The following is a 21,460-nucleotide window of genomic DNA, read 5'->3' on the forward strand; positions in this document are numbered from 1 at the left end:
ACAAAGCGTGCAGTATTGAGTCTACCACCCCCAATTCCGTAACAACAGACGCGATTCATCGTGTCTCTACGATTCTAAAATTTGGCGAATATCTTCTATGGTTGCATCCTCTAAAAGGAGTCGCCTACCATTGCGCCCGACAATCAACACCTTTTCAATTCTTTTACCAGACTGTTTAGCTTTATACTCTTGATACCACTTGCGGATTTGTTCAGTAATGGCGATCGCACCCCCAACAATACCAACGATTGTAGCAACTGTTGCTGTTACTCCTTCTCTTTCCGGTGTATCTGAACTCACTGCATAGTTACCAGATATACCAGGAATTGCCAAAAGCGCCTCTGTTGCTGCGTAGGCGTAGCCCGCCATAGGCATCGCATCTTCTCCCGCGATCGCCAACTGAATTTCTGCCATAGTGTTGATCTGCAAGTAACTCCAGGCTTATTTTAAACAACATCCCAAGGCAATTTCTTCTAAAAATTCCTAATTCTTGTTGTAAAGAATGTCTGAAAAGGTAAATTTTACGTTTTTAGTTCTCAATCAACTTACAACAAGAGGCTTAAGCCCCTTGTTTTGTTTTAGTCCGCGTAGACAGACTTTACCTGTGTAAAATGAGACTGTTGGAATATATCCAAATCACGGTTATACTTTCTCATAAAACCACCAAAACAACTAGGCGGCAACGGCCAAAAAGTTCTTATTTTGGGAAAGATGTATCAGGCTTTAATAAGTTATTAGAGGTGGCTGTAATGCCGACGATTCATTTTGTGGATGGTGAAAAAGGCGGGGTAGGAAAATCTCTCTTTGCTAGGACAATGATTCAGTATTGTCTAGATAAGAGAATTCCGTTTGTACCAGTGGAGACAGATAGATCGAATCCAGATGTGGCAGGGGTATATAAGGAAATATGTAAGTATGCTGTGTTTAGTGAGAACGAACGACAGGCAAACAAGGCAGATAGAATATTTGAGTGGGCCATAGAGAGGCCAGTAATTGTGAATTTAGCTGCACAATCGCATAGAGCAGTACAAGGGTGGATTGAATCTAATCAATTACTTGAACTAGGAAGTTCGCAAGGAGTGATGTTTTGTAAATGGTTTGTATCAACAGGAGGATACGACAGCATCAACCTGTTTACTCAGTCAGTGAATACTTACGGCGAAAAAATCCCTCATATTCTGGTGAGGAATTTGGGGCTGTGTGATGATTGGGAGCATCTAGAGTTAGACTCCAACTTTCAGAACACAGTAAATAAATATCAGATAAAAGTTATAGATTTTCCCAAGTTAGCATACAGAGAAAGAAACATAATTGACCAAAATCGCCTGACTTTTGCAGAGGCTAGAGAGTATAAAGAATTTGGAGTAATTGGAAAACAGAGAGTAGTGAATTTTCTCAAGCTTGCTTATGGTGCTTTTGAGAAAGTAGGTATCTGGTATGAAAAAGTTGAATAGCATTCGTTAGTCATTAGTCATTAGTCATTAGTCATTGGTCATTGGTCATTGGTCATTGGTCATTGGTCATTGGTCATTGGTCATTACTCATTGGTACTAATGACCAATGACTTAGGACAAACCCCAGCAGGAGATTGGATGGGTATGCGATGGCGTACCCGCCCACCGGAGGCGATCGCAAAGCGAATTTGACTACAATTCTTAGAAAGAGTAGCAAAAATCTAATGTCCAAAAAGTCTGATTCGCAGTTCCAAAATCTCTTTACTTCAGCCAAATCAAGCAACTGGGACGAAAGATTAGGCCAAATAGCCTATCGTTTTAACCGAGAGTATCAACGTGAAACCTTTGAACTTCCAACCGAAGTCCAGGCGATGCCGATATTCCGTGAGTGGATTGGAGGTAGTTTTTCAGGGAGAATTGCTTCCCCTTTTTGGGAAATTGCTCAACCTCAAAAAAACCAGCACTGTTTAGATATTGGCTGTGGTATCAGCTTTTTAATCTATCCTTGGCGGGATTGGCAAGCATTTTTTCATGGGCAAGAAATTAGTAATGTGGCACGCGATACCCTTAACTCTCGTGGACCGCAGTTGAATTCTAAGCTGTTCAAAGGTGTTGAGTTGGGAGCAGCCCATCAGTTAAACTATTCACCAGAGCAGTTTGACCTAGCGATCGCCACAGGATTTAGCTGTTATTTTCCACTGGAATATTGGAATGCAGTAGTAGCAGAAGTTAAGCGAGTCTTAAAACCAGGCGGACATTTTGTATTCGACATCCTCAACCCAGAACAGCCTTTAGCAGAAGATTGGGCAGTTTTAGAAACTTATTTGGGGGCTGAGGTGTTTTTAGAGCCTGTAGCTGAGTGGGAAAAAGCTATTAAGGCTGCTGGCGCTAAAATAGTCACACAAAAACCAGGGGAATTATTCCAAATGTACAAAGTGCGGTTTTGAAAATAAGTAGCTAGGCGTTAATTCTGCCTATCTACTTAGTCATCATTCCGGGATAAGTGGACTTGATGGATCTAAAGAAGTTGTAAAAACAAAATAGATTACCCCAGTTCCGAGAATCATCACAGCGAGACTGAAAAGCAACACCCATCTGTCTGTCGGTTCATAAGTATCTTCTTCGATATCACGACGGACAGCGAAATAGTGACTAGTTGAGAGCCACACCGTAATCAAACCCACCAACGAAAAGACTAAACCTAACTTCCAGCCGTTGCCAGGACGCGGCATCAAAGGCACTTGGAAGGCACGCAAACGCACAATTACCACCCCAAAACCTAAAAGAGCAATCCCTGTCCGCATCCAAGCCAGGTAGGTACGCTCATTTGCCAAGTGATCTCGGATTCGAGAAGGATTGAGTCGTCCTGGCTTTTTTTGATCTTTATCTTCTTCTGTAGATTTCAATTTTAACTGCATCAATAACACCCTTATCCCCAAAGCGGCTCTTCTCAAAAAAATGCGGAGGTAGTAGGAAATCTCTTTCCAGATGACTTGCACCCAGCACAATAGTTGCGCTACTGAAATATGCCTATTGTGATTGTACATATTTTTTCAAAATATATTTTAATGCAGATATAGAAATAAAACAAGCCTGACTGAATAATTCAGAATTTGTAATTGATGGTACAGAGCAGTTATAAGTAATAAGATGTCATAAAAAACAGCCAATAATTAGAGAGATTTTTCACCAGTGTAAGTCAGGTTTTTTCTCTAATTTTGGCTGTTACTCTGTTGAAGTTGAGAACAATCATTCAAAAGTAGACTATACAGTTAGATTTCAAGACTTCTTAATAGGTGCATTAGGAACTCGTGTATCTATGATAGCCTGCGATATATCTGGGATAAACCAGTTAGCTTTATTGCTGTTAAGAACTTTCACAGTCGGAACATTTAATTCAATCGCACCAGTATCTGGATTACTCTTAATCACCAACTGAGTTCCATCAAGGATCTTCAAAGCCGCAGGCCCTGTCAATTCTTCACCTTGCCCATTCGGACTAGAAGTAAAGTTTGCTACCTTGATATCATTCGGTAGATAGATGCCATCACAATCCCAGTTATCTTTAGTGGACTGACCATTAGCTAGAAAATACAAACCATTGTCGTATATGGCATCTTCATTGTCTTCATCATTTGGTCTTTTACCGTATACTGCTATGGTATTACCTGTTTGGTTTTCGCATTTACCCCAGTTAATTCCCGTCTCTAAAGCATATTTTTGCAATGTTAATTCCTCGGTTCTCTTTTGAATTTCTTCTGGTGTCAGACCTTCAACTTGAGTTTGGGCATCTTTTGTTTGAGACAGTTCGTTAAGAGCTTTAGTGACTTCGATATAATCAGGGTTTTTGCTAAACTTTGGTCTATCAGCAAAAGAAGGTTGAGCGAAGGCTAGATTGGCGAAAATCATTAAGACAATTAGCAGAGATTTCCAGACTTTCATGTTTTGATTCCTGTTGATGGGGAAGATATTTTGTAGTTTTAATTTCATTTTGGTAAGAAAATTCATGATGCACATCTTTCTAGATACTTAACTTTTCTTGTTCTTCACTCGAAGATTGAGTATTGAAACCTAAGATTAATGAGAATATATAACTAGAAACTACAGATAAAAGAGTCCAGGTTACGTTTTCTGTGACAATAAACACGCCCAAACCAATCAAGATACAAGGTACAAAAGTGTTGCCATTTTCAGTTAAAAAATTTGCGATCGCAGGCAAGTAGGTCAACTTATAAGCGGTATAACACCATACGCCCACTAGCGAAAAGAATACACTGAGTATAATTAGCAGACTATCTAATTCCGAATTGGCAAACAGAGGCACGTAGACGCTGATATTATCACTACCATTGGCAAAGGCGATCGCAGCGACGTTGCAAGTTTGGGGAGAGAAAAAGCTCCTAACTATAGAGGGACAAGATGGCTCGGTTTCTTCTGCACCTTCCTCTGGTGAATCCTCTTCGCGTTTTAGTAAACCACTCACACCAATGATTATTGGCATTAAACCAAGTAGTCTAATCCAGTCCTGCGGTATAATTAGTCCACCGAAAAACCCAGGAAGGCTAGCAACTATTAATGCAGCAAAGCCGAGATACTGACCAGCAAGGATGTGACGACTGCGGAACGTTTTATTTATTTGTGAAAAAAGCAACGTCAGAATCACAATATCATCGATGTTGGTGGCAGTGAATGCCGTGATCCCTGTGGTAATTGCAGTTACTAAACCGCTCATTTTTGGAAGTCCTTATTTTGATGCTTGGCAATTGGGCATTAATCATTGGCCATTTACAAACGACAAATGACTAATGGCAAATGACTAAGTAAAAAGCTTTGATTTATACTTTAGTGAAACTAAACGATAGAATCAAATGCTTTTGTTTGTCAAAATGATAAATGAAAGTGATTAAATTTTTGACACCAAGTTGTAGGGATACCATAAATGGCAGGAATGACGCTTGAGCAGCTAAAAATCTTTCTGGCTGTGGCACAGCACTTACACTTTACTCGCGCAGCAGAGGAGCTTTATATTACACAACCTGCCGTCAGTGCAGCAATCCACAACTTAGAGCAAGAATATGGTGTGAAACTGTTCCATCGGATTGGTCGCCATATCGAGATTGCTGAGGCGGGTAAATTACTGCAAGTGGAAGCGCAGAAAATTCTCGATCAAGTTTCCTTGACTGAACGGGGATTGCGAGAATTGAACAATCTGCAACGGGGTGAATTGAAATTAGGATCAAGTCTGACAATTGGTAACTACTGGCTACCAAGTAAGATTAGTGAGTTTAAGAGCCGGTATCCCGGGATTCAGATTAACTGTAGCCTTGCCAATACAGAAGAGATTTGTCTAGGAACAGCCACAGGACAGTTTGATTTAGGTTTGGTAGAAGGAGATGTGAAGCCAGCACTCCAGAATACTCTAGAGTATGAAATAGTGGGCAGCGATCGCTTACAAATAGTAGTAGGCCAAAAACACCCTTGGTTTGAGTGGGGAGAAATTGACTTAAGCCAATTGACTAAAACCCCTTGGGTGATGCGCGAACCAGGTTCTGGAACCCAGCAAAGGTTTGAGGAAGCCTTACAAAATTGGGAAATCAATCTCAGTGAACTGGATGTAATTTTAGTATTCAACAGTGGAGAGATGACAAAAGCAGCGATCGAAGATGGTGTTGGTGCGATCGGAATTTCTGAGTTGATGGTAAAAAAAGAAATACAACTGGGAACTCTACGAGCAATTCGAGTCATTGATAATAGAGACGGTAACGGTGCGATGCCTACGGGGGCCAGTGAGCGCAGCCGAAGTGCGGGCTACACCTACGCAGAAATAGTTCGACCTTTTTTCAAACTCAAGCATCGTCAGCGTTTTCAAACTGCTCTTTCCAAAGTCTTTGAACAAATGTTGATCTCATCTATGTCAGATGGCTCACATCAACATATATCAACATCACTTATTTGAAATAACATCATTTCCACTGCTCATCTAGTAATATCAAATCCTTTTGTATCGGAATTATTCCTCTTTCCTTTCCCTCTGCGTTCTCAGCGTCTCTGCGGTTTTTAAGCATTCAGATGCTAATTGCTTTACAAAACTGTCCCTCTCCGGCTCGGAGCTACGGTGTACACACATCTCTCTACAAAACCAAAATGTTGTAGATCCTCCTAAATCCTCCGATAAATTGGAGGACTTTGAGAGATTCTTGCCCCCTTTTTTTTAAGGGAGTGGGGGAGATCAAAAGCTTTTAAAGACTTGTATGTACACCGTAGCCAACTCAGAGAGGGACAGACTTGAACGAAAGTTCAAAGCAGGGAGAGGTTGGTGGAACTCACACCTTCCGCATATTTCTACTAATGGGGTCAAAACCTCTAGAAAACCGAGTGCTTTCATCGTAGTAAGCGCCAGTCAGATTCGCTCCATATAACTTGGCATAGTTAAGTTTGGCTCCCCGGAGATTGGCTTCATTCAGTTTGACACCGCTCAAATTAGCTCTAGTCAAATTCGCTTTAGCTAAGTTAGCTCTACTCAAATCTGCTCCCCAGAGTTTAGCTTTAGCTAGGTTAGCTCCACTCAAGTCAGATCCCCATAGATTTATTCCAGGCAAATAGACTCCAATCAGCCTGTTCCTACTCAAGTTGACGGCTGGAAAATATCTTTCCCCTGCGGCAAAACGCCTTTTTAATTCTTCTATATTCACGATCGCCACCCAACAAGCATCAGATTTATATCTCTAATATATAAGGTGCTTCTATTGTAACCGCCATAATAGAGGTTGTTTATTTAATATCTGCAATTCATCCAATTTACTCAAATGCACATATCTAATATGGCAATCCGCTTTTATTTCTGTATCCCTCACGGGAGCGTAGCCATAATTATTTGCGTAGGAGGTAAGAGGCAATAAGCAAGAAGCTTCTTTCAGTTGTACTGAATGTTTTCAGAAATCAAATATGAGTTTTATAGAACCAGTTATAGTAATTTCTTCCTTTTAATATTTGGGTATGCAATTATTATATTGCTGCAATTAATAGATTTATCGTAATAAATTCTGAGCCAAAATCATCAAACAATCAAGATAAAATTTCATAAAATCAATATAGCAATCATATTAAATACTTTCGAAATTATGATTTCTGACTCCTGTTAGGATTAGCGGGTCATTTAGCCATCTTGTAGCTAATTTCATGACTATGCAAACGATTCGTTAGGCTAGAGTACAGTTCAAATGTCAGAATCAAATATTTTTAGTCTGCTTTAACTGTAAAATAACCTCAACATGAGATTATATTTAATTATTTTCTTACAGAAAGAGTTATGGTATTTAAAACAGCAACCGAACAGCTGATCGTCCTAAAAAATGTCAGCAAATCTTATCAGCAGCCCAACGGTCAACAGATTGTCATCCTAGAAAATATCAATCTTGAGTTACGTCCAGGGGAGATCGTTGCACTGCTAGGGCCTTCCGGTTCAGGGAAATCTACTTTAATGCGGATAGTTGCTGGGTTAATTCCTCCTAGTCAAGGTGAAGTCGTATATCATAACCGTCCCTTAATTGGTTTAAATCCTGGGGTAGCAATTGTTTTTCAAAGTTTTGCCCTTTATCCTTGGTTAACTGTACTAGAGAATGTGGAACTAGGTTTAAAAGCAAAAGGAGAAGCGCCAGATTCTCGACGGCAAAAGGCGCTACGAATGATTGATATTATTGGTTTGGATGGGTTTGAAAATGCCTATCCTAAAGAACTTTCTGGGGGAATGCGTCAGCGAGTTGGATTTGCTAGGGCTTTGGCCGTAGAACCAGAACTATTATGTATGGATGAGCCATTTTCGGCATTAGATGTGCTAACGGCAGAAAACTTGCGGTTTGAATTATTAGATTTATGGTTAGAACGTCGCATACCCACCCAAGCTATTCTCATTGTCACCCACGGGATTGAAGAAGCGGTAATTATGGCGGATCGAATTATTGTTCTCGGACGCAATCCGGGAAGAATTCGGGCTGACTTACCTGTGACTTTACCCCATTACCGCGATCGCAAACATCCAAGTTTTCAAGCCTTGGTAGATCGGGTTTATACAATTATCACCAACCCCGAATTAGAAAAAATTGAGCTACCAACGACTACCTCTGTAGAACCTGCAAGCCCACCAGCAAAATATCAGTCTTTACCATCTGTGCGAACTGGTTCCATTGCTGGTCTTTTGGAACTTTTAGAAGATCGTCAAGAAAAAGACTTATATCGCCTGGCCCAAGAATTGCAATTAGAAGTAGATGATATTTTACCCATTGTAGAAGCTGCAAAATTAATGGATTTTGTAGAACTTGCAGAAGGTGATATAAGCTTGAAGCCAGTCGGTCAGGAATTTATCAATGGTGATATTGATGAACGCAAACAAATCATGCGATCGCAACTCTTAGCTAATATTCGCTTGGTACAGCAAATTTACCGTCTTCTCGAAGCGAAAAATAATCAACGCATTCCAGAAGAACTGGTTTTAGATATCTTAGAAAGTCACTTTAGCCCAGAAGAAGCCGAACGACAATTAAAAACCGTCGTTGACTGGGGTCGTTATGCCGAAATCTACGGCTACGATGAGCCATCAGGACAAATATTTTTAGAGCAAGTTGTTGTTAGTCATTAGTCATTAGTCATTTGTCATTTGTCATTAGTCATTTGTCATTTGTCATTTGTTATTCTCCTCTGATCTGCCCCTACCCTCTAGTTATATGACTCGACCTCTTACTCCTGCTAATAAAACTCTAGGACGTAGCAATTGGACTTGGCAAGATGGATTGCTGATTCTGGTAATTTTATCTTTCATTGTGGCAATTATTAGAACTGCTTCTAAATTTACCGGTACTTTTGAACCTGAACTCACAATTTCTACAAACATCAATGCTTTGCCAGGATATACAGCCCAAACCTTGATTCGTATGGGACTGGCTTACTTTTTATCCCTAATTTTTACCCTCTTGTATGCTTATACTGCTTATCGCTCTCGAATGGCAGAACGGATTTTAATTCCGATGTTGGATATTCTGCAATCGATTCCAGTATTGTCTTTTTTACCAGGTGTGGTACTAGCTTTGATTTCCCTGTTTCCGGGTCAGAGAATTGGTGTAGAACTAGCAGCCATTTTGCTAATTTTTACTGGCATGACCTGGAATATGACTTTTAGTTTTTACCAATCTCTTCAAAGTATTCCGCGAGAATTACTAGAAGCATCAAGGGTTTATCGGCTTAATCCTTGGCAACGCTTTTGGACACTAGAGTTACCATCTGGTGTGATTGGTTTGGTATGGAATAGTGTAATGTCGGTGGCTGGAGGTTGGTTTTTTTTAATTGCCATTGAGTCATTTACTTTAGGGAATAAAGATTTTCGTTTACCAGGATTAGGCTCTTTTTTAGGCACAGCAGCCAACAAAGGAGACTTTAAAGCGATATTTTGGGGCTTGGGGTTACTGATTGCGATCATTGTGGCAACTGATTTTTTTGTGTGGCGGCCACTGATTGCTTGGGCAGAGAGATTTAAGTTAGAGATGATTGAAACTGAAAATGCACCCCAATCGTGGATATTGGATACTTTCAGGCGATCGCCTACTTTACGCGCAATTAGCGATCGCGTTTTTCAGCCATTACAAACAGCCTTAGACGACAGTTTAATTCGGTCGTTTCCCGTGCGTTCAGTACCTATAAATGCCAAAGGCAACCTCAACTTGCCGAGTTTTTTAAATTGGATATTTGTTAGTGGCTTCAGCTTAATTGTCCTATGGGGTACTTGGGAAGCCGTGCTACTATTACGGACTCTAGGCTGGGATGATTGGCAACAGGTGATGAAAGGCGCTATGTTAACGGCGTTGCGGGTAATAATTGCTTTGATATTATCATTGTTGTGGACTGTACCCGTGGGAGTAGCAATTGGTCGCAATCGACGGTTGGCTCAAGTATTGCAACCATTGGTACAAATCGCCGCTTCTGTGCCAGCAACAGCCTTATTTCCGGTGCTGCTGCTAGGTTTAACCCGCATCGCTGGCGGTTTGCAGATTGGTGCGATCGCTCTGATGATGCTAGGGACAATGTGGTATATCCTGTTTAATGTCATTGCTGGGGCACAGTCGATTCCCTCAGACCTGATCGAAGCAGCTTCGGTGTATAAACTCTCACGTTTGCAACGTTGGCGAACCTTAATTTTACCTGCAATCTTCCCCTACCTAATTACAGGAATTATTAGCGCCGTTGGTGGCGCTTGGAATGCCAGTATCGTCAGTGAGTACGTTACATTTCAAGGGCGAGTAATTAGTACTTCTGGGTTAGGGGCAACGATTTCTCACGCTACCGCGACAGGCAATTTCTCACTATTATTAGCTTCGACAGCGATCATGTCTCTGTTAGTAGTGTTGACCAATCGTTTAGTTTGGCGACCTCTTTACAACCTAGCTCAAGAGAAATATCAATTATTGGTTTAAAGGTTTGTAGTCAGCGCTTCAGCCCTAGAGTTAGGGTAGAACGGGAATCAAAGTCCCTCTTTTTAAGGCAATACGGTTCAGTTAAGGCTAAAGCTCTTTGTCAAAGTCAATTTTTTTAACGTAGACGCGGAGCGGCTTGCCGCAGGCTACCGCCAAGGACGCATAGACACGTTCGCGGAGCGTCTCGTAGAGAAGTGGCTTCCCGCAGGGTAGGACGCAAAGAGAAGAAAGAAATGCTTAACTGAACTGTATTGCTTTTTAAGGGGGATTTAGAGGGATCTAGAACTTTTGATACCGATAAGAGGATTTTTAAAACATCCTCTCAGAGCAAGCCTCTTCTTTTTAGCTGAAAAACACTTAATTCACATAATCGAATTAAATCAAACTCTGTGGGATGGTCAACATGAGCGCCCCACTTATGCAAGTTAAATGTGGAAAAGCTTACATTTACTTAACTGGGATAGTTTCAAACTCGAAAGTACTTATCAAACGGTCATCAATATAGACTTCTATCCTATGCTTACCAACCGGATCGCCAGGAGTAATTGTCCAAAAATTCTCAATTACACCCTCTGGAGCCGACTGTGTGCGCCGTGTCACAGATGTCATCCCGTCTGGTGACATTGAGAAGTCTTCACCGCTATCTGTACCCCAAGTTTCTGGAGGTTTTGGTAAACGCAATACTTCGCGCCATTTTACTTCACCTTGGTAGTCTTTGAGTTTAATCCGCCACCCGTAGGCGTTTCCCTGCTGAAGTGGCACTCTTGTTGTCTGGAAAATGGTAACGTTACCTTTGGAGTCAACTCTCTTCAGCCCAAACTCAGCTTTGCTAACAGTAATCTGTTTTGTATTTGTTGGCGCAGGGGATGCTATGGCATTTTCTACCACAACAGAAGTAGCGTTGATTGGCTCAGAACATATAACCCCAGATATTAGCCAAGAGGAAGCTAGCACAGCAGTAGCAGCCCAAATTCTCATTAGTATCTTCCTGTCAGACTTTTGGTACTTATTCAAGTAATCTGACACGTTTTCCGGGCTATGGTTGCTGATGATTTGACAAAGGTGAAATTGCTCTTAACTATCTGGCAAATTTAATCGATAAGTAGTCGGACAGAAATATTTATAGTCATTGTGAGCCTTCGCTTCTCTTTGCAATGACATTGGGGAATTAATTCTATCTGACTACTTAGCTTAGGCGATTTGAAATTTCCATGGCTAAAATCCTATGGGATTCTTGCTTTACATCTTGCCTCTTCAGTCAAGGCTTAACTTTTCAAATTAACCTTTCCCTCAAATTTTGGCGCATCTTGATGAGATAAAAATCTTTCACTAGTGTGATAACTTCTTCGCCATTTTTCGAGCTGATCTATAGATATTGATTTAGATGTGACGTTCACACCATTTCCTCGCCAAGCAACTTCTGGATCTGTTGTGAAAACCCCACACTCTAATTGTTCTATCCTCATATTCCAATATTCACTAAATCGGCCTTTTAAAGTAATAACTTGCTCAAATACCTTATTTCTGTGTTTATTTCTTCTTTTTCTTTCTGTAGCTCCTGTTGCTTCCGTATCAATAAACTTAGTTTCAATTAAATACAGGCTACCTTTAAAAGTTAGGTAGACAAAATCACACTTTCCTAAATCTGTATAATCTGAAATTGGAGATTTTTCAAATAACAGCAATTCAGCGCACGAGGGAAACAACTCTTTAATATTCAAAAATAAATAAGCTTGCAGTAGAAGTTCCTTATCATAAGGAAATAAGATCACTCCTTCAAAAAACTTTTGAATGTCCTCGTGAGTTTGGGGTTGAATCCTTTTACAGTATGAAACAAATTTATGTAGCTCATTTACGCTCATCAAGTTTTAACTCCTTCCCCCGGTCGCAGCCTTAAGGGTATTAGCATAAAAAGATACCACTCCCTCAAGGAAATTATCATCCGCATAAGTAACTAAAAAAACGCTTTTAACCCTGAATACTTAAGGTAATTTACTGTTGACAGTTCATAAAACTAATTTTTCAGATGCTTTTGAGTATTAGTAGATTTTTCACTTCTGGTATTAGCTACCAGTGAGCGATTTGATATGAGCAGGAAAACTAGCATTTTGCAAAGCTTGGACGGTTATTCTTGAATCTTGTACGGAAAACTGCCAACCCAAGCGAACAAGTTTCCGAGACTTTTCAGTTTGGATAATTCCAATAACTGGCATTTTTGCCTTTTCTTTGTCTACTGAATGCTCTTGCAAAATTGTTTTCAAGAGATGTAGTTTTTCCATATCACCTGCTTGCTGGGGATTTAACTCTACCATTACCATTTGTACTGTTTCCACTGGCTCTGCATCTTCAACAATAAATTGAGTTTGCTCGTCGCGTCGGTCTACTTTCCCCCAAATAATCAATCTTGTATCAACTTGAAGTAAGGAACTAATGCGTTCATAAGTTTTAGGAAAAACTACAGCTTCTGATTGTGTGGTTAGGTCTTCTATTTGCAAAATGGCCATCTGATCGCCTTTCTTTGTCACCACTTTTTTGACGTTATTTAACATCACAACTGCACAAAGCCTTGTGTCTTCCCTTTGCTCTCCCAATTGCGAAAGGTTAATTGGAGTTAAAAGTGGTGCTATTTGCCGTAAAGATTTCAGTGGATGGTCTGATACATAAAAACCTAATAATTCTTTCTCCATCTGCAACTTTTTCTGTGGGGGCAAATCTGTCACAGGTTTAGATTTAGGAGCAGTTTCAAAGGCATTATTTGCTCTTTTATTCTGAGTAGAAGAAAATCCATCGCCTAATAAGTCAAAGAGATTTCCTTGTCCACTGGCTCTGTCTTTGGCGCGAGATTGTGCCCAATCATACACTAATTCTGAGTCATTAATTAACTGTTGGCGGTTGGATTCAATTTTGTCAAAGGCTCCACAGTAAATCAGCGATTCTAGAGTCCGACGGTTAACAGCACGTAAATCCACGCGATCGCAAAAATCAGCGAGAGATTTAAACTCTCCTGTCTCATTTCTTGCCTCTAAAATACAGGCGATCGCATTCTGTCCCACATTACGCACCGCCGAAAAGCCAAACAGAATCTTCCCCAATGTCGGCGTAAAATCAACACCAGAACGATTAATATCTGGCGGATCTATGGAAATACCCATGTTTGTACAGTTAGTAATATATCTCTGTACCTTATCGGTATCGCCACTGTTAGCCGTTAACAGGGCTGCCATATATTCCAATGGATAATTAGCTTTTAAATATGCTGTTTGATAAGTTACATAAGCATAGGCGGTCGAATGGGATTTATTGAAACAATTAGAAGCTATAAAGCCATTTTTGAGTGCAAAATTATGGTCACGCTCAACTCCAATGTCATAGACATTTTGTTTGCCTAAATATTTACGTGTGGCTATTTTGATCATCCTACCTTACCCCCGAAAAAAAATTTGCAAAATTAATTAATTGATAAAATGATAAAAATTGTAGTCATAGTAATACTGGTAATATAAAATTATATCACTAGAAAACACTGCTATACTCTTACACAAAAGTAGACATATTAGGTAAACAGTTAATAGCCATGTAATTGCTGTTTTTAAAGCTTATAAACAGATTCCAATACATATTAATCACCTTAATTCAGGTGCTAGAAGAGTGGATTAAATCAGGGGAACAAAGAAAGTTTTTCCTTCTACACCTTGCCCCTATACCTCTTTCCAATGCCGAATGCGTCAGTTAGTATCGTTGAGAAGCAACACAGTATTAAAGGGTGTGGGTAGGTGAAAGTGGCGCTGATCGTAATTTTGGCGGTAGTTCTGGGATTATTTATGATAGTCGAGATCGGACTGCGATCGCTCTTTGGCTTTGGTAATCCCCTAATTTACATTGGTGATGAGCAGATTGGCTATTTATTGGCTCCTAACCAGCGTACCCGTCGTTTTGGTAATCGCATTGAAATTAATGAGTATTCTATGCGAGGTAGTGCGATAAATAAAACACCCGCACCTTCTACGCTGCGAGTTTTACTGTTAGGGGATTCTATTGCGAATGGTGGTTGGTGGACAGATCAGACTAATACAATATCGGCGATCATGATGCGTTCTTTAGCATCATCCACTCATCGTAATTATCAGAAAGTGGAAGTACTGAATGCTTCAGCTAACTCTTGGGGGCCAAGGAACGAGTTAGCTTATTTAGAGAAATTTAGCAATTTCAACGCGCAAGCAGTAGTGTTATTAATTAATACCGATGATTTGTTTGCTACTCCTCCCACTTCTTTACCGGTAGGACGCGATCGCAACTATCCCGATAGTAAACCTCCCCTAGCATTAGCGGAAGTGTGGCAACGTTATATCGTCAAGCAGAAGCCAATTCCTGAAATGAAAGCGGTGCAAAATGAAGCAGGCGATCGCGTCGGGATTAATTTGGAAGCGATCGGCAAAATTCAAGCCCTGACTCGCCAAAGCAACAGCCAATTTTTACTAGTTATGACTCCCTTACTGCGAGAAATTGCTGAACCAGGCCCCCGCGATTACGAAATTAAAGCCCGCCAACGCTTGAGCGATTTTACTAAAGCCCAGCAAATTAACTATGTAGACTTTTTACCGATATTCAATTCAACGAACAACCCGCAAGATTTGTATCACGATCACATTCACCTCAATTTGCAAGGTAATAAAGTTGTCAGCGAAGTTTTGGAGCGATCACTTTTAGAAATACTAAGGCAGATACCAATTACTCAGACCTACTAAAGTCGTCAATCCTACCAGAAAATATTCGTATTGAGTGATTTTCCACTCATGAAAACTAATTTATATAGCTTGTTTAGTACTCATTATCTTAATAGAGTGGTAACTCTTATAGTTGAAATAATTATTAATTTAAATTAAATCAGACAATCTTCTACAATTTGAATACTAGCCATCCAAATAATACTTAACCTTAAATCTCAAAAAAATATATTGATTAAGTGGAGTTATTTATTATATTAGAAAATTAAATAATATGTTTAAAGATTACTTTTAGTAAATCTCCTTGTGTAAAAGGTTTAGTTAAATAGCCTGATGCTTTGACCATCTTAGCTTTAGCTCTATCTATAAATCCTACTTTTTCTGACACCAGAATTACAGGTGTATTTTTAAAATGTGAGTGTTTACGCAGCAAAGAGCAGAGTTCATATCCGTCTAAATTAGGCATCAAAATATCCAACAAAATGATGTCGGGTTTTGTGTGAACAATCTGCATTAAAGCTTTTAAAGAATCGGTAACTCCCACAACACAAAAGGTTTGCTCATCTAAATAACTTTGAATAGTATTCAATACCGTAGGGCTGTCATCAATACAAAAGATGGTATAAATTTTTTTGTCTACAGGAGGTTCGGTAGTTCCCTGACCCCTATGTTCATTAGTATTAATAGAGTAGACTGGTGGTCTATAGCCGTTTGTTCTAAAAGAGTTTGATCTACTTTTGTTCTTAGATTTTAGCTCATTGATTTTGAACAATTCTGAGGGGTGTGATTGAGAAGTTGGCGAAGTCTGACAATCAGCAGCTTCTCTATGAGAGGCTACGCCAACGCTTTGGGGCGTTTGACATCGTTCAACCAGTAAGCGGAGATTAAGATGGCAAAACTTTGGCATGTCATCTAGAAAGCTTTCAGGAATAAATTCATAACTCCCCTCTTCTAAGTTCAAAAATGACTCCAGAACTTCTAGCGCCAACTGCTCTATCAGCATCGCCGCTTGAAAGGGACTGATATATTTCTGATTAACTAACCAACAAATAGCCAAATAATCTGGGTTCGGTATTGCCTGATTTTCAATCCCAGTTTCAAATATCGCCCGTAACTGTTCGTGAATTTCACGAGGGAGAGTCGAAATTTGCTGACTCAAACGTTGCAAATTTCTGTAAAGTGGCTCAAACATTTTCTCTGAGTAGCAGGCATAAATTAGTTTACCTTCATCTACATATATTGACCAAGAGCCTGATCTGCTAAACACCTGCAAACAACCAGTAACAGACTTACCAGTGATTTTTTTCAACAAAGATAAAGGCTGGAGCTTTTGAAAAAATCTGTATCTATTAATCGGAAGTGTCTTCATTGGGATAGCTCTGGAATAAAATTAACATTGCAGGCGAAATTAGTGAATTACCTTTTCGGAATTCACTGCGACTTTGTTGGAAGCACTATCAGATAAATATAGCGGTCACATTTGAGTTAGTACAGAGATTCCACACCCCCCAACTCTTAATTAACCAATCTCTGTTAAGCTAAAAAGCACGAATTACAACTAAACCAATCCATATTATTGCCCAATAGCAAAATGGCCCGACTGGTTGCCAGGATATAGTATTTCAAAAACTAGATTGGTTTTGTGTATCTTTTGCTAATCTAGCCAATCTAACAGTAACTCAAGTGCAACAGATAGACTATTGGCTCTCGCCCATCAGTCACAAAAGTATCATTGTTATCCGTATCTAGTAGCCTAAAATTGCAGATACTTTAGTTCTCTTAGAAAAGTCTTTTTTGCCCCTCATAGTTAAGTCTGGAGCAATCAAAATCTCCAGTGCTGTAGATGAAAAAGCCTTTCTATCAAGGCTTTTATGGATTAATTCAGCAATGAAGAGCAATATTTTGGTCGCCATAACTAAAGTTGTCTGGTACTTTTGCTAGAAGTTTATTCTTGAGGGAAACTTCATCAAGAGAAAGAGTATTATTAAAAACTAAGCATTCAAAAAGCCCAATGTCTTACTTAGGTCTTGAGCTTGTAGAGCAACTCTTAGTGTTGGGACTGGGCAAAACTACCAATTGCACAACAAGAATGGGAAACCTCCGACCAAGGATGAGTTAGCTGGCAATTGTCGCCATAATGGTGTGTAGTGAGATGCACAGGCGAGCAAACCAGCAGAAGGGAATCTCTTCATAAGTACTGGAAACGGGTTCTAATGATGTTGGGGGCAAAATATTCACCCGGCACAAATTGAAGTGACAAATTCAAGAACTTACAGCGAAATTCTTAATTAGTAGTACATACCTGCAAAATAGCTATTTCCTAGCTAGATGGTAGATAACAAGTAACGTACTCACTAAAATTTAGATTACTATAATTTTCAAAAAAAGTTAGAAGAAATATCTAAACTTCATGATAAATCAGTAAAGTAACCATGAAAACTAATTAATATTATCTTTTAGTATTTTTTTGCTCTAATATCCGGGAGAGCTAGAAATGTACAGTCAAAGATAATTGTGCTTGCTTATTTAATTACACTTAATAGATAATTGAATCATTTTATAATAGCAATTTAACCGAAGAATCTCAAGCTTTAAAAGTCACTAATATAGATATAGAATTGCCTGCGTAGGTGTAGCCGTCGTAAATATTGCATTCATTAACCCAGAAAGTATATGTAGCAAAAAGACGCAAAGAATTCCTTTGCGTCTTTGGTGTGAGATTTATAAGTAAATATTCTCACCGTTATAATTCTCCATCTACTTAAACTTGCTCGCGCCAGTACCAGCTTAAAAGTGTGCCACCAGCCACCAACTTAACTACTTCCAGTACCCAATAACTACCGTGTAATAAATTCATGGTTGATGGAATCGCTGCTGCTGCTTCAAATAGGTTTAGCTGAACTCCTATGGCGCACATTTGCGGAGTTAAGAAATAAGTGTCAAGCACAGCTATAGTTAGCAGCAGTCCAGATAAAATAATACTGCCAATGCGCCAGTGATATTGGGTTTTACCCAAAGCTAATGCTCCTGTCAGTACTACAGCAGCAGACAATAATTCCATCCGATTGAAGTTCCAAAAAATCGTATAGCCTGCTGTTGTAAAACCAGCTTGACTCATCATGCCAGAAAGATAAAGGCTAGGCATAATTACCCAGTCTAAAACTAAACTAGCACTGAGCCAAAAGCCCAAAGTCAATATTATAGCGGTTTGCCAAATTGGTCGTTTGAATTCAAGGCTAGAAATAGCAGTCATAAAATAATTGCGTGTGTTGTATTTCTTAGTTTCTAACTTCACCAGCAATTTGACAAGAAATATCAATTAACCTTTACAAAGCGACTTATCTTAATTGATTCTTAATCCAACCCCAAGATTTTTTAAACTTAATTGAGAAATATTAAGATATTTTAAAAAATAATTTAAATAGATTTTTTTTTAATAAATACTCAATTTTTCTTGAGTTTTCAGCCAAAAACTGGAAACTTAAGAAAGATGATAATTAGTGGTTCAATTGAACGAAGTCACTTATTTCTCTTGAAATGTCCAGACCCCTTCATCCCAATCTGACTCTGTTGGCGGTGATTGTAACCAATGCTGACAACGTAAAAGATGTAACATAGCAGCTTTATCTTGGTTGTCTGCTGCTAAAACTAGGGCAAATTCAGCCCTAGCACGGTTAAAATCGCGTTTGAGATAATACTCGCGTCCTTTATGATAATGCTCAATGACTTGCAATTTTTCGCTTTCAATCGGGTTGGAACGCAAACCGAGTAATTCATAGATGGCTACTGGCTCATTTCTGCCTTTGACACGAATGTAATCTAGTTCCCTAGCCCAAATATGATCTTGGCATGGTTTAAAAGTGTTATGGCTAATAATAATGTCGCAACCATACTGTTTACTAACACTTTCTAATCGAGAGCCAAGATTAACGCCATCACCAATGGCGGTAAATTCCATCCGTTTACTAGAGCCAATATTCCCACTAATCACAGTATCTGAGTTGATACCAATGCCGATTTTAATTCTGGGCTTATCATCTACATAGCGACGTTGATTAAATTCGTGCAGGCGAACGCGCATTTCTAAGGATGTTTGCACTGCCATCCAAGCGTGTTCTTCTAATGCGAGAGGAGAACCAAACACAGCCATAATCGCATCGCCGATGTATTTGTCAAGCGTGCCTTTATGTTTAAAGACTGCCTCCACCATTGATTCAAAATATTCATTGAGCATACTTACCACTTCTTCTGCTTCCAAGTTTTCCGTTAAAGTGGTGTAGCCGCGAATATCAGAAAATAAAATCGAAACTTCTTTGCGATCGCCTCCTAGTTTAGCATCATCTAATTTCAGCAGTTCTTCCGCTAATTCCTGGGTCATGTAGCGGTACATGGTACTTTTGAGCCGCTTTTCATCACTGATATCTTCCATCACCACCAGCGCCCCCCGGACTTGCTCGTTGTCGCTGGCATCGGCAATTGTGTTAATGGATAAATTAATACTGTGCTGCTCTGTACCAGTAGTTAAGAGTGTGCGATCGGGGTAATACTGCTGGCGACCTTTTAAGTCAACCGCATGTAAAGCATCTTGGTACCACTTGCTAAAGTCACCTTCTTTGATACCAATGACATCATTAACTAATTTACCTTCTAAACGTTCATCTACTCCCAGTCCTAGCAACCGTTGGGCGCTTTCATTAGCGGCGATAATTAAGCCAGTTTTATCAGTGGAAACCACTCCATTAGAAAGACTACGCAGAATATCTCGTTGCATTTGTTCTTGTTGCTTAACTGTGGCAAACAACTGGGCATTTTGCAGCGCAACTCCGGCTTGAATATTAAAAGCTTCCATGAATTCTTCATCGTTGCGGTCAAAGCTAGCTTGGAAGCAGTCGGGAGCTTTGGGCCAATCAGCTGGATTATAAGCGGGAAAATCACCAGTTTTCTTTTTATTTACGAGTTGGGTAACGCCAATCAGTTGTTGATCGGCGTTAAATACTGGCATACAAAGTAAGCTACAAGTGCGATAGCCATTTTGCTGATCGAGTTGTTTGGCTGTATCAGAATCAGGATCGTAGTATAAATCAAAGGCAATATTCAGTTTCTTGCCAGAAGCCGCTACTATACCAGCAAAGCCTTTGCCTACAGGGACTCGCAATTCTTTAGTTGAACCATCATCCTGAGTGATTTTCGTCCACAATTGATGACGTTCGTGGTCTATTAACCATAGTGTACTGCGATCGGCATTCATCAGTTCCTTGGCTTCATCCATCACCCGCTTCAGGGTGTCTTCTAAGTCGAGGCTGCTTTGAGAGAGAGACTTGATGGCCTTCATTAGCGCCGCCACTGCTCTTTGTTTTTGGGTGGCGACATAAAAAGAGCGCGACGATTCTAAAATTAGGCGAATCGAAGGGGCAAATTCTTGAAATAATTGTTCGTCACAAGAGAGAAAACCTTTGGTATCAACGCGCTCTGCAAGGGGAGCGGCGTGATTATTGCCTGATTTTAATTTATTCAGTAATTGTACTACCGCAACTAACTGTCCATGTTCATTTAACAGTGGTAAAGCCAGCATGGTGTAGGTGCGATAGCCAGTTCTTTTTTCTTGTTCTTGGGCAAAATGCGATCGCGGATCGTTATAAAAATCAAAAGGAATATTGATAACTTGTTTGAAAGTAGCAACTTCTCCAGCAATTCCTTTATCGGCGGGGATACGAATTTCTAAAGAGCGATCGCCTTCCCCCTCAGCTAAAATCGACCAAAGTTCTTGTTTTTCTTCATCCAATAAAAATATCGTTGTCCGGTCTGCCCCCAGTAATTCCCCGGTTTTTAAGGTAATCGAATGCAACATTTCTTGCAGAAGAGTTTCAAACCCCTGAGAATCCAGCATTGATAGGGTTTGATGAACAATCTGTAATTTTTGCTCGACATCCTGAACGACCTGCTTAAAAGTATCTTGAGTCAGGGGAGCAAGAAACGTAGAAAAATTTCCTTTCCTTGTGGCAAGAGCGCCCACAGGAGCAGAATTTGTTTGTAATTCGAGGTTTTCTTGGTTGTGAACACCAATAATCAAATCGGTGGTTTCCCCATAACTTCCTTGATACACTGACATAACTGGTATTTTATATAGCAGGATGAGATTTTAGATTTAAGAATGAGATGAAATTTATGTAAGTTGTGCTAAAAACAACAATGCCTTGATATTATCCATAGTTTAATCGCTTGTTTAGCTAGCGTCATCCTGTGAATAAGGGTGGAAATTGATTACTAACAGCCATATTTGACCAAAACCCTTTCCCACTGACGGATACAGATGATAAATAGA

Annotated in this window: 18 protein-coding genes; 6 read left to right on the forward strand and 12 right to left on the reverse strand. The window is 39.8% G+C overall.

Annotated elements, in window-relative coordinates; all coding sequences use genetic code 11:
- Positions 1–66 precede the first annotated feature (66 nt).
- A complete protein-coding gene (locus IQ274_RS03355; protein WP_193867361.1) occupies positions 67–414 on the reverse strand; it encodes a hypothetical protein in 348 nt (115 codons plus the stop codon).
- Positions 415–620: 206 nt separating this feature from the next.
- On the opposite strand from IQ274_RS03355, the gene IQ274_RS03360 reads away from it, so the two are divergent.
- Complete coding sequence (locus tag IQ274_RS03360; protein WP_228058012.1) at positions 621–1,454, forward strand: mobilization protein; 834 nt, start codon at positions 621–623, stop codon at positions 1,452–1,454.
- A gap of 224 nt (positions 1,455–1,678) precedes the next feature.
- Positions 1,679–2,401, forward strand: a complete 723-nt coding sequence (locus IQ274_RS03365) for a class I SAM-dependent methyltransferase (protein ID WP_193867362.1) — start codon at positions 1,679–1,681, stop codon at positions 2,399–2,401.
- 42 nt (positions 2,402–2,443) lie between these two features.
- Here the strand turns inward: IQ274_RS03365 and IQ274_RS03370 are convergent, their stop codons facing one another.
- From IQ274_RS03370 to IQ274_RS03380, 3 genes are all read right to left on the reverse strand, one after another.
- Positions 2,444–3,001, reverse strand: a complete 558-nt coding sequence (locus IQ274_RS03370; protein ID WP_322745175.1) for a DUF202 domain-containing protein — start codon at positions 2,999–3,001, stop codon at positions 2,444–2,446.
- Positions 3,002–3,233: 232 nt separating this feature from the next.
- Positions 3,234–3,896 (reverse strand): hypothetical protein, encoded by a 663-nt coding sequence (locus IQ274_RS03375; protein ID WP_163929276.1) that lies wholly within the window; start codon positions 3,894–3,896, stop codon positions 3,234–3,236.
- A gap of 79 nt (positions 3,897–3,975) precedes the next feature.
- Complete coding sequence (locus IQ274_RS03380; protein ID WP_163929275.1) at positions 3,976–4,686, reverse strand: cadmium resistance transporter; 711 nt, start codon at positions 4,684–4,686, stop codon at positions 3,976–3,978.
- Between the two features lie 207 nt (positions 4,687–4,893).
- Between IQ274_RS03380 and IQ274_RS03385 the strand changes: the two genes are divergently transcribed.
- Complete coding sequence (locus IQ274_RS03385; protein WP_163929274.1) at positions 4,894–5,910, forward strand: LysR substrate-binding domain-containing protein; 1,017 nt, start codon at positions 4,894–4,896, stop codon at positions 5,908–5,910.
- A 367-nt stretch (positions 5,911–6,277) separates the two neighbouring features.
- On the opposite strand, the gene IQ274_RS03390 is transcribed toward IQ274_RS03385, so the two are convergent.
- A complete protein-coding gene (locus IQ274_RS03390) occupies positions 6,278–6,646 on the reverse strand; it encodes a pentapeptide repeat-containing protein (protein ID WP_114085344.1) in 369 nt (122 codons plus the stop codon).
- A 617-nt stretch (positions 6,647–7,263) separates the two neighbouring features.
- On the opposite strand from IQ274_RS03390, the gene IQ274_RS03395 reads away from it, so the two are divergent.
- Both IQ274_RS03395 and IQ274_RS03400 read left to right on the forward strand, forming a co-directional pair.
- Positions 7,264–8,589 (forward strand): AAA-associated domain-containing protein, encoded by a 1,326-nt coding sequence (locus tag IQ274_RS03395; RefSeq protein WP_163929273.1) that lies wholly within the window; start codon positions 7,264–7,266, stop codon positions 8,587–8,589.
- 85 nt (positions 8,590–8,674) lie between these two features.
- Complete coding sequence (locus IQ274_RS03400) at positions 8,675–10,414, forward strand: ABC transporter permease (protein WP_163929272.1); 1,740 nt, start codon at positions 8,675–8,677, stop codon at positions 10,412–10,414.
- Positions 10,415–10,861: 447 nt separating this feature from the next.
- On the opposite strand, the gene IQ274_RS03405 is transcribed toward IQ274_RS03400, so the two are convergent.
- From IQ274_RS03405 to IQ274_RS03415, 3 genes are all read right to left on the reverse strand, one after another.
- Complete coding sequence (locus IQ274_RS03405; RefSeq protein WP_193867363.1) at positions 10,862–11,392, reverse strand: hypothetical protein; 531 nt, start codon at positions 11,390–11,392, stop codon at positions 10,862–10,864.
- 287 nt (positions 11,393–11,679) lie between these two features.
- Positions 11,680–12,276 (reverse strand): hypothetical protein, encoded by a 597-nt coding sequence (locus IQ274_RS03410; protein ID WP_163929270.1) that lies wholly within the window; start codon positions 12,274–12,276, stop codon positions 11,680–11,682.
- A 201-nt stretch (positions 12,277–12,477) separates the two neighbouring features.
- The gene (locus IQ274_RS03415; protein ID WP_163929269.1) at positions 12,478–13,830 is read right to left on the reverse strand and encodes an OB-fold nucleic acid binding domain-containing protein; all 1,353 of its coding nucleotides are present in this window, start codon (positions 13,828–13,830) and stop codon (positions 12,478–12,480) included.
- A gap of 357 nt (positions 13,831–14,187) precedes the next feature.
- Here IQ274_RS03415 and IQ274_RS03420 point away from each other — a divergent pair, with 357 nt between their 5' ends.
- Complete coding sequence (locus IQ274_RS03420; RefSeq protein WP_193867364.1) at positions 14,188–15,159, forward strand: SGNH/GDSL hydrolase family protein; 972 nt, start codon at positions 14,188–14,190, stop codon at positions 15,157–15,159.
- 244 nt (positions 15,160–15,403) lie between these two features.
- Here IQ274_RS03420 and IQ274_RS03425 read toward each other — a convergent pair whose 3' ends face one another.
- The 4 genes from IQ274_RS03425 to IQ274_RS03440 form a co-directional block, all read right to left on the reverse strand.
- Positions 15,404–16,507, reverse strand: a complete 1,104-nt coding sequence (locus IQ274_RS03425; RefSeq protein WP_193867365.1) for a response regulator — start codon at positions 16,505–16,507, stop codon at positions 15,404–15,406.
- Between the two features lie 376 nt (positions 16,508–16,883).
- Positions 16,884–17,051 carry a hypothetical protein gene (locus tag IQ274_RS03430; protein WP_163928709.1) on the reverse strand — a complete coding sequence of 56 codons (168 nt, stop codon included), beginning with the start codon at positions 17,049–17,051 and terminating at the stop codon, positions 16,884–16,886.
- 848 nt (positions 17,052–17,899) lie between these two features.
- Positions 17,900–18,391 carry a hypothetical protein gene (locus tag IQ274_RS03435; protein WP_193867366.1) on the reverse strand — a complete coding sequence of 164 codons (492 nt, stop codon included), beginning with the start codon at positions 18,389–18,391 and terminating at the stop codon, positions 17,900–17,902.
- A gap of 270 nt (positions 18,392–18,661) precedes the next feature.
- The gene (locus IQ274_RS03440) at positions 18,662–21,247 is read right to left on the reverse strand and encodes a GAF domain-containing protein (RefSeq protein WP_193867367.1); all 2,586 of its coding nucleotides are present in this window, start codon (positions 21,245–21,247) and stop codon (positions 18,662–18,664) included.
- Positions 21,248–21,460: the final 213 nt, after the last annotated feature.

Source organism: Nostoc sp. LEGE 12447, from assembly GCF_015206985.1.
Classification (GTDB): Bacteria; Cyanobacteriota; Cyanobacteriia; order Cyanobacteriales; family Nostocaceae; genus Nostoc.